9 protein-coding genes are annotated in these 12,001 nt (G+C 53.3%); 5 read left to right on the top strand and 4 right to left on the bottom strand.

Going from position 1 to position 12,001, the window contains the following annotated elements; all coding sequences use genetic code 11:
• Nucleotides 1-9: 9 nt before the first annotated feature.
• The 4 genes from argB to BUQ98_RS09975 all read left to right on the top strand — a co-directional run bounded on the left by argB (nucleotide 10) and on the right by BUQ98_RS09975 (nucleotide 5,653).
• Nucleotides 10-789 (top strand): acetylglutamate kinase, encoded by a 780-nt coding sequence (gene argB, locus BUQ98_RS09990; protein WP_074213713.1) that lies wholly within the window; start codon nucleotides 10-12, stop codon nucleotides 787-789.
• A 55-nt stretch (nucleotides 790-844) separates the two neighbouring features.
• Nucleotides 845-2,056, top strand: a complete 1,212-nt coding sequence (locus tag BUQ98_RS09985; RefSeq protein ID WP_074213712.1) for an argininosuccinate synthase — start codon at nucleotides 845-847, stop codon at nucleotides 2,054-2,056.
• Between the two features lie 35 nt (nucleotides 2,057-2,091).
• Complete coding sequence (gene argH / locus BUQ98_RS09980; protein WP_074213711.1) at nucleotides 2,092-3,972, top strand: argininosuccinate lyase; 1,881 nt, start codon at nucleotides 2,092-2,094, stop codon at nucleotides 3,970-3,972.
• A gap of 214 nt (nucleotides 3,973-4,186) precedes the next feature.
• The gene (locus BUQ98_RS09975; RefSeq protein ID WP_254813919.1) at nucleotides 4,187-5,653 is read left to right on the top strand and encodes an alkaline phosphatase; all 1,467 of its coding nucleotides are present in this window, start codon (nucleotides 4,187-4,189) and stop codon (nucleotides 5,651-5,653) included.
• Here BUQ98_RS09975 and BUQ98_RS09970 read toward each other — a convergent pair.
• From BUQ98_RS09970 to BUQ98_RS09960, 3 genes are all read right to left on the bottom strand, one after another.
• Complete coding sequence (locus tag BUQ98_RS09970; RefSeq protein WP_074213709.1) at nucleotides 5,650-5,922, bottom strand: DUF3624 domain-containing protein; 273 nt, start codon at nucleotides 5,920-5,922, stop codon at nucleotides 5,650-5,652. The two genes, BUQ98_RS09975 and BUQ98_RS09970, sit on opposite strands and share 4 nt — an antisense overlap.
• 164 nt (nucleotides 5,923-6,086) lie before the next feature.
• The gene (locus tag BUQ98_RS09965; protein ID WP_074213708.1) at nucleotides 6,087-7,538 is read right to left on the bottom strand and encodes a dihydrolipoyl dehydrogenase; all 1,452 of its coding nucleotides are present in this window, start codon (nucleotides 7,536-7,538) and stop codon (nucleotides 6,087-6,089) included.
• Nucleotides 7,539-7,590: 52 nt separating this feature from the next.
• Nucleotides 7,591-8,322: a glutathione peroxidase gene (locus BUQ98_RS09960; protein WP_074213707.1), complete on the bottom strand. Its 732-nt coding sequence runs from the start codon at nucleotides 8,320-8,322 to the stop codon at nucleotides 7,591-7,593.
• 152 nt (nucleotides 8,323-8,474) lie between these two features.
• On the opposite strand from BUQ98_RS09960, the gene oxyR reads away from it, so the two are divergent.
• Entirely contained in the window at nucleotides 8,475-9,383 is a 909-nt protein-coding gene (gene oxyR / locus BUQ98_RS09955) for a DNA-binding transcriptional regulator OxyR (RefSeq protein WP_074213706.1), read from the top strand.
• Nucleotides 9,384-9,470: 87 nt separating this feature from the next.
• Here the strand turns inward: oxyR and BUQ98_RS09950 are convergent, their stop codons facing one another.
• Complete coding sequence (locus BUQ98_RS09950; protein ID WP_074213705.1) at nucleotides 9,471-11,963, bottom strand: penicillin-binding protein 1A; 2,493 nt, start codon at nucleotides 11,961-11,963, stop codon at nucleotides 9,471-9,473.
• Nucleotides 11,964-12,001: the final 38 nt, after the last annotated feature.

Below are 12,001 nucleotides of genomic sequence, written 5' to 3'. Positions count from 1 at the left end.
GAGAAACGGATGAAAACGCCATTAGTGATTAAATTAGGCGGCGCGGCACTGAGCTGCAGCGAGACTCTCGCCAAGGTTTTCGGCGCAATAAACACCTATCGCAGTGAGGCTGAGCGTCCGCTAGTGCTGGTGCACGGTGGCGGCTACTTGGTTGATGATCTGCTGAAAAAGCTCGCCCTCACCAGTGTGAAAAAACAAGGATTACGGATCACGCCGGCTGACCAGATTGATTATGTCACCGGTGCCTTAGCCGGGACGGCCAATAAGCTACTGTTAGCTGAGGCGCGTAAGGCGAAGATTAAAAGCTGTGGCTTGAGCTTGGCCGATGGTGGCTTGTGTCAGGTCAGCCAACTGGACCCTGATCTGGGGGCGGTGGGCGAGGCCAGCGCCGGTGATCCTAGCCTGCTGCAGGCGGTACTGGCCGCGGATTGTGTGCCGATTATTAGCTCGATTGGTATCAGTGACCAAGGGGAACTGATGAACGTTAATGCCGACCAAGCGGCGGTGGCGGTGGCAACCACCCTCGGGGCGGAGCTAGTGCTGCTGTCGGATGTCAGTGGTGTGTTAGATGGCAAAGGCCATTTACTGCCTTGCCTGACCGAGCTGGATGCGCAACACCTGATAGAAAAAGGCGTGATCACCGATGGCATGGTGGTCAAGGTTAACGCGGCGTTTGCCGCCGCCCGCGAGCTAGGTAAACCGGTGGAGATTGCCACCTGGCGTTACCCAGAAAAACTCACGCAATTATTCGATGGCCAGCAAATCGGCACCCGGTTTAGCGCCAGTTAATAAAACGTATAACGACGCGACGCAAACCGTCATTTCAGGATTTAAGGAGAGCAAGATGAGCAAAATCAACAAAGTGGTACTGGCCTATTCGGGTGGATTGGATACCTCGGCCATCATTCCATGGCTAAAAGAAAACTATGACTGTGAAGTCGTCGCCTTTGTCGCCGACGTCGGTCAAGGCGAACAAGAGCTAGAAGGCATTGAGCAAAAAGCGCTCGCCTCCGGGGCATCGCAATGTTTTATCGCCGATCTGAAACACGAAATGGTGGCGGATTATATTTACCCCAGCCTGAAAACCGGTGCGGTGTATGAAGGCAAGTATCTTCTGGGCACCTCGATGGCGCGTCCGATCATTGCCAAAGCGCAGGTCGAGTGCGCCCTTGAAGTTGGAGCGGATGCACTTTGCCACGGCTGTACCGGAAAGGGGAACGACCAAGTTCGTTTTGAGAGCACCTTCTCCGCGCTGGCGCCGCAGCTTAAAGTGATTGCACCTTGGCGTGAGTGGGATCTCACCAGTCGTGAAGCCTTACTCGACTACTTGGCCGCCCGTGATATTCCTTGTACAGCGAGCCTTGAGAAAATCTATTCACGTGATGCCAATGCTTGGCACGTTTCGACCGAAGGCGGAGTGCTGGAAGATACCTGGACCGCGGCTAACCAAGACTGCTGGGTATGGACCGTCGCACCAGAAGACGCGCCCAATACGCCCGAATTTGTCACTTTAGGGGTACAAAGCGGGGAAGTGGTCTCGGTCGATGGTGAATCCATGTCGCCTTATGACGTGCTGACGCTGCTGAACGATAAAGGTGCCGAACATGGCGTGGGACGGATTGATATCGTTGAGAACCGTTTGGTGGGGATGAAATCCCGCGGCTGCTATGAAACCCCAGGTGGCACCATCATCATGGAAGCGCTGCGCGGTGTTGAACAATTAGTATTGGATAAAGAGAGTTATCAGTTCCGTGAGGAGCTCGGTTTAAAAGCGTCTCACCTAATTTATGATGGGCGTTGGTTTACGCCACTTTGTCAGTCGATTGTTGCCGCGGCCAATTCCCTCGCCGCGCCGGTAACGGGCGAGGTGGTAATCAAGCTCTATAAAGGGCAAGCGGCGGTGGTACAAAAGCGCTCGACCAATAGCTTGTACTCGGAAGACTTTGCCACCTTTGGGGATGATGATGTCTACGATCACAGCCACGCCGAAGGCTTTATCCGTTTGTATTCGCTGTCGAGCCGGATTCGGACACTGAACAAACAAAAACAATCCTAATTAAAAAAGCATCGTGAGCAGTAAGGAGAGACAGCATGGCATTATGGGGCGGACGCTTTAGTCAAGCAGCAGACAAACGGTTTCAAGCGTTTAATGATTCGCTGCGCTTTGACTATCGCCTAGCAGAGCAAGACATTGTGGGCTCCATTGCTTGGTCGAAAGCCTTGCGTTCAGTGGGCGTGCTGAGTGAAGACGAGCAACAGCAATTGGAGCTCGCGCTTAATGAGCTCAAGCTGTCGGTGATGGAAAACCCGAAGCAAATCTTACGCTCAGAGGCCGAAGACATTCACAGCTGGGTTGAGCAGCAACTGATCGAGAAAGTCGGGGATTTGGGCAAAAAGCTGCATACCGGACGCTCGCGTAACGATCAGGTTGCCACGGATCTCAAGCTCTGGTGTCGCCAGCAAGGCCAGCAAATCTTACTGTCTCTCGACAAGCTTCAGCAGCAGCTGGTGGATGTGGCGGGTCAGCACCATGGTACCGTGCTGCCTGGCTACACCCACTTGCAGCGTGCACAACCGGTGACCTTTGCCCATTGGTGTCTGGCCTATCTGGAGATGTTTGAGCGTGATACCACGCGTTTGCAAGATGCGCTCAGTCGCTTGGATACCTGCCCACTCGGATCGGGGGCGCTGGCAGGCACCGCGTATCCAATTGACCGCGATGCCTTGGCACAAAATCTGGGATTTAAACGGGCCACCCGTAATAGTTTGGATTCGGTCTCGGACCGCGATCATGTGATGGAGATGATGTCCGCCGCATCCATGTCGATGTTGCATCTCTCACGGATGGCCGAAGACATGATCTTCTACAACTCGGGTGAATCGGGCTTTATTGAATTGGCGGATACCGTCACCTCAGGCTCCTCGTTGATGCCACAAAAGAAAAACCCCGATGCGTTAGAGCTTATCCGCGGCAGAACTGGCCGTGTGTATGGCACCTTGTCGGCGATGATGATGACAGTGAAAGCCTTGCCGCTGGCCTACAACAAGGACATGCAAGAAGACAAAGAAGGACTCTTCGATGCCATGGACACTTGGCACGATTGTTTGGACATGGCTGCCCTGTGCTTTGAAGGCATTACCATCCATAAAGATAAAACCTTGCAAGCGGCGCAGCAAGGTCATGCCAATGCCACCGAGCTGGCCGATTATTTGGTGAGTAAAGGGATCCCGTTCCGTGAAGCACACCATATTGTGGGCGTGGCGGTGGTATCCGCCATTGAGCAAGGTTGTGCATTAGAAGCGCTGCCGCTTGCCACCTTGCAGCAATTCTCACCGGTGATTGAAGACGATGTGTATGCGATGCTCACGATTGAATCCTGCTTGGCCCAACGTCGGGCGCTGGGTGGGGTGGCACCTGAACAGGTCAGCTTTGCCATTCAAGAGGCGCAAAAGCGTTTAGATAAGCGCTTTACCCCCAAAGTCACGGTGCGCTCGGCAAGGCTCACTGACCTCGATACCATCGAAGGCATGGTGGTGTATTGGGCAAAATTGGGGGAGAACTTACCCCGTGATCGTCATGAACTGGTGCGCAATATTGGCCTATTTGCGGTCTCAGAGCATCAAGGCGATTTGACCGGCTGCGGCTCGCTGTATATTTACGACTCAGGATTGGCAGAGATTCGCTCGTTAGGCGTAGAAGCGGGCTGGCAGCGCCAAGGACACGGCACGGCGTTGATGATGCACTTGATTAAAAAAGCCAAGCAAATGGCGATTGAGCAAGTCTTTGTCCTCACCCGAGTGCCAGAATTTTTCACCCAATTAGGCTTTACCCCAGTGTCAAAATCGCAACTGCCAGAGAAAGTGATGAAAGATTGTGAAATCTGTCCGCGTTTTCACGCCTGTGACGAAGTGGCTCTGACCTACAGTATTGCTGGGCCGGCCACAATATCGACCTTCTCTGCATTGGAGTAGGGTGACACTGTCGATCGCGTGACGGCGTCCGTGTCGTCATTGCGCCCCCTAAGGCTGCGAGTGGATTAAGCTGCAGCCTTTTTACCTACCTCTGTCATAAAAACTTCATCAAATTGAGTGGCTTACAAGTTGTTACATTGTACGGTTTGTCACAGAAGCGTCACGCTCAGTGGTCACCATGCCTGCGTTTCTCATTAATGATGGAGATTTTGTAGTGAAAACAATCCTTACGGCCGCGGTGGCCTCAGCGTTATTAACGGCGACTGCACACGCGGCAGTGCCTCAACAAAATGATGTTTGGTATCAAGACGCGCAAGCGGCACTGGCGGCGGCCAAAGCCAATCCACCTATCACAGGTAAAGCCAAAAATGTGATCCTCTTTGTCGGTGACGGCATGAGCGTAGGGACAGTCACGGCAGCACGTATCTATCAAGGACAGCAACAGGGTAAAACCGGTGAAGAAAATCGTCTCGGCATGGAAAGCTTGCCGCATGTAGCGCTAGCAAAAACCTATAATACTGACATGCAAACGCCTGATTCGGCAGGGACCGCGACAGCCATGGTCACCGGGGTGAAAACCAAAGCGGGGATCATCAGCGTTGACGATAACGTCCAGCGTGGTTTTTGTAGCACCGCAAAAGGTAATGAAGCAAAAACCTTGTTCGAAATGGCAGGAGAGAAGGGTAAGGCCCTTGGCGTGATATCAACCGCCCGTTTAACTCATGCCACTCCAGCCACCACCTACGCGCACAGTGCAGATCGCAATTGGGAGAACGATAGCAAGTTGCCCAACATTGCCAAAAACCAAGGTTGTACCGATATCGCCAGCCAATTTGTCGATTTTGACTCCGGGGAGGGTTTTCAGGTGGCCTTTGGCGGTGGACGCCGTGAGTTCATCCCTGCCGATAGCGTCGACCCTGAAGGCAAAAAGGGCAAGCGTAAAGATGGACGCAACCTGATTGAAGAATGGCAAACACGCCATCCTGATGGCCAATACATTTTTAATCAGTCCGGTTTTGATGCCATCGACGCTGCTAACACCTCTCGGGTATTCGGCTTATTTGAAAGCAGCCACATGAAATACGAAGCCGATCGCCGCGAAAGCCAAGATGAGCCGTCATTGGCGCAAATGACCAGCAAAGCGATTGATATGCTCAGCCGTGACAAAGATGGCTATGTGATGATGGTGGAAGCTGGACGTATCGACCATGCCCACCATGCGGGCAACGCCGCGCGAGCGTTAGAAGATACGCTGGCTTATGACGATGCCATTAAAGTGGCCTTAGAGAAAACTAACCCAGAAGACACCCTAGTGATCGTTACTGCGGACCACGCCCATACCATGGTGATGAACGGTTACGCAGAGCGGGGCAATCCGATCCTCGGTTTATCGCGCCAAAAAGGGCGCTTGAATCAGGATGATTTTGGTAAAACCTATACCACGATCACCTATGGCAACGGCCCGGGTGCGGTGAAAGGTGAGCGTGAAAACTTGCAAGAAGGGCAGGTGCGTGAGCTGGATTACAAACAGCAATCTTTGATTAAGCTCGGTTCGGAAACCCACTCCGGCGAAGATGTGGCCATCATGGCGCGTGGTCCGATGGCGTGGTTGTTCCAAGGGGCCGTGGAGCAAAACTACATTTTCCACGTGATTAACGAAGCCACGGATCTGGCTGATTAATCGTCTGGTGTGTCTGATGACCCGCGCCCCGGCGCGGGTTTTTTATTGCGCCGAAACGGATAAATCACCACATGCAGCGTGAGTAGCACACTGGCACTGCCGGCGGCGAATAACAAGGCAATCGACTCCACTTGCCGTGGCGTGTCGGCATAGCCCCACCACCAAAGCGGCCAAAGTAGCGCGCAGATGGCGGCCAGTTGTTTCATACAACGGGTACAGCGTCCCAGTTTTTGTTGCCAAATCGCGGACTGGCAGTATTTGCAAGCCATGCGGTTTCTCTTGGTCGGTGATGGCGATACGCTATTGTGGCGCAGTGGGCCGCCGGATACAAAAAAAGCCCTCCAATCAGGAGGGCAAAAAAGGTAAGCAAGTGCTTGGGGAAGCAACAGGCAGCGCCTGTAAAGCGCCGAAGGTCGGCGAAAAGAGCAGTGGATTAGCAGCCTGGGCCGCAGTCCAAACAGTGTTTGATCATTTCAGGGCCGAGTTTGAGCTTGGCATTCACATCCCGCAGCGCGGTACGTACCCCTTCTTCAATCACTGGGTGATAGAAGGGCATATCCAACATTTGCGAAATGGTCATTTGGTTTTGATGTGCCCATGCCAACAAGTGGGCCAAGTGCTCGGCGTTCGGCCCGATCATTTCGGCGCCAAGGAAGCGACCAGTGCCTTGTTCGGCATAAACGTGTAACAAGCCTTTGTTGCGCAGCATCACCCGTGAGCGGCCTTGGTTTTCAAACGACACCACGCCGGTTTCAAAGCAGCCACAGGGGCCGAGACGGTCGGTAATCGCTTTGTAGCTTTCGCCCACCATTGCGATTTGTGGGTCGGAGAAGACTGCGGAGAGCTTGCTGCGGCGCAATCCGGCACGGATATCTTTGCCGCGTCCGGCATTGTCACCGGCGATGCGCGCTTGGTCAGCCGCTTCGTGCAGCAACGGAATTTGGTTACTGGCGTCACCGGCAATAAAAATGTGCGATGCCGTGGTTTGCAGGGTGTAACTATCGGCAACCGGCACGCCGCGGGCATCCACTTTGATACTGGTCGCATCGAGGTTTAGCTTGTCGACATTAGGGCGACGACCGGTGGCGGCAACCACATAGTCGACCCAGCGCAGTTGGCTTTCGCCCTCTTTATCACGATAACAGATTTGCACCTTATCGCCTTCACGCACCATCTCTTCCACCTTGGCATCGGCGTCGAGATAAAACTCCTCGCTAAAGGTTTTATCCGCATAGGCCATGATGTCCGGATCGGTCAGCGGGCCCACTTGGCCGCCGACGCCAAACATGGTCATCTCGACCCCAAGGCGATGCAGCGCTTGTCCGAGCTCAAGGCCAATCACGCCCGGGCCAAACACGGCGACTGAGTTGGGCAAATCGTCCCATTCAAAAATATCATCATTGACCACTAAACGATCGCCAAGGTGATCCCAAGCGGACGGCCAGCTTGGACGCGAACCTGTCGCGATCACGATGCGATCAGCATGGATGGTGGTGTGATCGTCAACCATTAAGGTGTGATCATCGATAAAGCGCGCATAGCCATCAATTTTGTCTTGGGCGGGAATGTCATCGACACTTTCCAGTACAAAGCCGACAAAGCGGTCACGCTCGCGTTTCACCCGATCCATCACCTCACGGCCATTAATTTCCGTGGTGCCGCCGGGATACACACCGAAGCCGGGGGCTTTGTCGATATGATGTGCCGCTTCAGCCGCCGCAATTAACAGTTTGGAAGGCATGCAGCCAACCCGCGCGCACGTGGTGCCATAGGGGCCGCCTTCAATCATCACCACGTTATCCGTATGCGCTTTGGCTGCGCGATAAGCACCGAGTCCGGCGGTTCCGCCACCAATCACAGCCACATCAACCGTTAATGTTTTCATTGCTTTCTCCTGGGAAAATAACGGGCGGCAAAGAGGCCGCCCAAACAGCGGATTACTGATTTAGATAGGTGTCGAGCTCTTCACTGCCACCGATATGACGGCCACCGATAAATACTTGTGGCACGGTGGCGCGACCGCTCACCGCACGCAAAGAAACCGTGGTGGCGTCTTTACCGAGGATGATTTCTTCAAACTGAAGGCCTTCATCGATCAGGGCTTGTTTGGCCTTGGCACAGAATGGGCAGCCTGGCTTACTAAACACAGTGATCGAGTCTTGCAGTTTGTGCTCAGGGGCGATGTAGCCCAGCATGGTGTCGGCATCAGACACTTTGAACGGGTCGCCCGGCTCGTTGGGTTCGATAAACATTTTCTCGACCACGCCGTTTTTCACCAGCATGCTGTAGCGCCATGAGCGTTTGCCAAAGCCAAGATCGTTTTTGTCGACCAGCATCCCCATGCCATCGGTGAACTCACCGTTGCCGTCAGGTAGGACATGAATGTTGTCAGCGTCTTGGTCGGCTTTCCACGCGTTCATTACAAAGGTATCGTTGACGGACACACAGACAATGTCATCGACGCCGTACTGTTGGAACACCGGATACAGCTCGTTATAGCGTGGCAGGTGCGACGATGAACAGGTTGGGGTAAACGCACCTGGCAGGCTGAATACAATCACGGTTTTGTTGGCAAAGATGTCATCGGTGCTAACGTCTTTCCATTGGTCGCCTTCGCGTGTACGGAAGGTGACTTGTGGTACTGGCTGACCTTCTTTTGTTGCTGTCATGGTGATGTCCTTTTTTGATTCAAGTTTTGCTTCAAGTGAGTGGGCGAGTGCTTCGCCGCGTTTTGATGGGATCAGTATTACCGATTGCGATTGATAGCTCTAATCGCTTAATGCTATGGTTTTGATAGTTATCCTCTATAGAAGAGACAAAGATGAACATTCGTGACTTGGAGTACTTGGTCGCCTTGGCCGAACATCGACATTTTCGTAAAGCGGCCGAAGCCTGCTTTGTTAGCCAGCCGACCTTAAGCGGGCAAATTCGCAAGTTGGAAGATGAGCTGGGTGTGAGTTTGTTAGAGCGAACCAGCCGTCGTGTGTTGTTCACCGATGCCGGTATGAGGTTAGTACAACAGGCACGTAACGTCTTGCGGGAAGTCACAATTTTGACCGAATTGGCCAGTGAGCAAGGGGAAAGCATGACCGGCCCTTTGCATATCGGTCTGATCCCTACGGTCGGGCCTTACCTGCTGCCTAAAATTATCCCGCTACTGCGTGATCGTTTCCCGGATCTGGAGCTGTTTATTCACGAAGGGCAGACGCAACAGTTGGTGCAGCAGCTGGAAGAGGGCAAGCTCGATTGTATTATTCTGGCTTCCGTGGAAGAGGCTCAGCATTTAAAAGAGCTCCCACTTTACAACGAGCCGATGTTGCTCGCGGTGAACGAAAAACACCGCCTCGCCGATTGTGCCGAGGTGGCGTTAGATGTATTGCAAGGCGAAACCTTATTAATGCTCGGCGATGGCCATTGCTTACGTGACCAAGCGATGGGCTTTTGCTTTAAAGTGGGCGCGCGCGAAGATCAGCGCTTTCGCGCCACCAGCTTAGAGACCTTGCGCAACATGGTGGCGGCGGGGAGTGGGATCACCTTGTTGCCTCAATTGTCTGTGCCTGCTGATAAGCGAGATGGCGTGGTGTATATTCCGACCACCTCGCCGACGCCGTCGCGACAAATCACCCTCGACTACCGTCCTGGCTCGCCATTACGTGGCCGTTATGAGCAGTTGGCTGACGCCATCCATGAACAAATGACTGCCGTGATGAATGATCGAACTCGTCACTAGAGCGGCGCGTGACGCGTAGATAAAAAGACGCCCGCATCGTGAATGCGGGCGTCTTGATTTTATGCGGCTATTGACGATGTAACAGAGTTAAAACAGCGACTCTGTGCCTGACTCATAAATGTTGCCATCCGATTGTGACGACACATATTCGGTGGGCTCGCTGCCTTTCACGAAGTACTCGAACATCGAAGTATGATCGGTTTTCCGTGTGAGTAGGCCCGTTTCGCGGTCAATGCGCACTTTGACGATGCCCGGTGGCGCGGCTTTACTCTGCTCTGGCACATCCGCGAGCGCATGCTGCATAAAATCAATCCAAGCCGGTTCGGCCGTTTTTGCCCCAGACTCGGCACCACGGATAGGCTGGCGCTCGTCACTTAAGTTGGCATTGCGGGTGGTGCGGCCAAGCTTGCGAGAGTGGTCATCAAAACCGACCCACACCGTAGTCACAATGCCTGGGCCATAGCCGGTATACCAAGTGTCTTTGGAGTCATTGGTGGTCCCGGTTTTGCCGCCAATATCCCGTCGTTTGAGTGCTTGTGCGCGCCAACCGGTGCCATTCCAGCCTGTCCCGTAGCGCCAATCACCGCCACCCCAGATGTTGCTTTGCATCATTTCGCGCACCAAAAATGCATTTTGCTCATCAATGACCTGTTTGGCATGACGCTGTGTGGTGGTGTCGTTGTTCTCTAGCAAATTCTGCTCGTTAAATGGATCGGACTTGTCGGCTTTTTGCTCGCAGTTATCACAAATGATGGGTGGATTGGCGCGATAGATTTCCTCACCGAATGGGGTTTCGACCCGATCAATGATAAAGGGCTCCATGAAGTAGCCGCCATTGGCAAATACGCTAAAGCCTTGTGCCATTTCAACCGGGGTTAAGCTTCCCGCCCCAAGGGCGATGGCTTCGGCACGAGGCAGGTCGTCGCGTTTAAAGCCAAAGCGGGTGAGATAATCTAAGGTATCATCCAGTCCTACTCGACGTAGCACGCGCACTGCCATCACGTTTTTAGACTGGGCTAAACCAAGTCGTGCACGGGTGGGTCCTGCATAGCGCGGGGGCGAATTTTTCGGCCGCCAGGCGACCCCTTGGCTACGATCCCAACGATTAATGGGGGCATCGTTAATCAAAGTGGCAAGTGTCATGCCCTCATTCACCGCCGCGGAATAAATAAACGGCTTGATACTCGAACCCACTTGGCGCACTGATTGGGTGGCGCGGTTAAACTTGCTGTGGACAAAATTAAAGCCACCCACCAGTGCTTTGATGGCCCCCGTCGATGGAGACATGGAAACCAGTGCAGTATTGGTGTTGGGGACTTGGGCTAAATGCCAGCTGTCATCGACCTGGCGAATAAACACCTGCTGACCACTGGCGAGGAATTCATCAGCACGCTGAGGCGCCGGGCCTTGGCGACTATCGGTGATATAAGGGCGCGCCCAGTCTAGGCCTTCCCAAGGGAGAGATATTTCACGACCATTGGGACCCACTACTTGGGCAGATTGTGCCTGAACGTCAGTCACAACGGCGGGTTCCAGTGGACCATAACTGGGTTGCTTGGCAAGGTGATCGACAATACGTTGATGTTGCCAGCGTGCGCTAGACGCCTGCCAAAGTATTGCAACCGGCCCCCGGAAACCATGGCGTCGGTCGTAGGCAAGAATGTTATCCATCGCAGCGTCATTGGCCGCCCGCTGCATATCGGCATTCACACTGGTAAAAATACGGACCCCAGAGGTGTAAGCATCATCACCCAATTGTTCTACTGCCCAGGCACGTGCCATTTCAGCGACATAAGGCGCAGCGAGTTCAATTTCAGCACCATGATAGCGCGCGACAATAGGCTCATTTTTCGCTTGCTGGTATTCTGCGTTGGAAATGTAGCCTTCTTTGAGCATTCGCCCCAACACGACGTTTCGACGCTCGGTTGAGCGCGAGAGTGAATAAAGAGGGTTCATGGTGGATGGCGCTTTAGGGAGACCGACAATCACCGCCATCTCACTCAAAGTCAGTTGATCGAGGGTTTTGCCAAAATACACTTGTGCGGCCGCGCCCACACCGTATGCGCGGTATCCTAAGAAGACTTTGTTGAAATAGAGTTCGAGGATCTCTTCTTTATTGAGTAACTGTTCGATATGCACCGCGATAAAAATTTCTTTTATCTTGCGCATGATCCGTTTTTCATTGGAGAGGAAGAAATTCCGTGCCAGTTGTTGGGTAATGGTACTCGCCCCTTGCTTGGCACTACCGGACATCGCCACCACCACCGCAGCCCTGACAATACCGATTGGGTCAATACCTGGGTGTTGATAAAAGCGGCTATCTTCGGTAGCAATTAAGGCGTCAATCATCGGTTGAGGAATATCCTCAAGCTTGACTGGAATGCGACGCTTCTCGCCGAATTGCGAGATCAACTCACCATCTGCACTATAAACCTGCATCGGCGTTTGTAGCTCGACATTCTTTAATGTTGCCACATCGGGGAGGTCGGGTTTCACATACAGGTAAAACCCAAAGATTGTAGTGACTCCAAGCACTGTGCAAACCAGTGCAAAGATAAGCAAACGCTTTATGAACTTCACCTGAAATTTCCCGTTCTATTGCCGTTGAGCCGTTCAAT

The sequence above is a fragment of the Salinivibrio sp. ES.052 genome (assembly GCF_900141775.1).
Classification (GTDB): Bacteria; Pseudomonadota; Gammaproteobacteria; order Enterobacterales; family Vibrionaceae; genus Salinivibrio.
This window is presented reverse-complemented; position numbering and strand designations above follow the sequence as displayed.

What these genes read in the sequence shown, in the direction of transcription:
- oxyR (WP_074213706.1), top strand. Translation starts at nt 8,475, where the DNA reads ATGAACATTCGTGACTTGGAGTACTTGGTCGCCTTGGCCGAACATCGA.
- argH (WP_074213711.1), top strand. Translation starts at nt 2,092, where the DNA reads ATGGCATTATGGGGCGGACGCTTTAGTCAAGCAGCAGACAAACGGTTT.
- argB (WP_074213713.1), top strand. Translation starts at nt 10, where the DNA reads ATGAAAACGCCATTAGTGATTAAATTAGGCGGCGCGGCACTGAGCTGC.
- BUQ98_RS09965 (WP_074213708.1), bottom strand. Translation starts at nt 7,538, where the DNA reads ATGAAAACATTAACGGTTGATGTGGCTGTGATTGGTGGCGGAACCGCC.
- BUQ98_RS09985 (WP_074213712.1), top strand. Translation starts at nt 845, where the DNA reads ATGAGCAAAATCAACAAAGTGGTACTGGCCTATTCGGGTGGATTGGAT.
- BUQ98_RS09970 (WP_074213709.1), bottom strand. Translation starts at nt 5,922, where the DNA reads ATGGCTTGCAAATACTGCCAGTCCGCGATTTGGCAACAAAAACTGGGA.
- BUQ98_RS09960 (WP_074213707.1), bottom strand. Translation starts at nt 8,322, where the DNA reads ATGACAGCAACAAAAGAAGGTCAGCCAGTACCACAAGTCACCTTCCGT.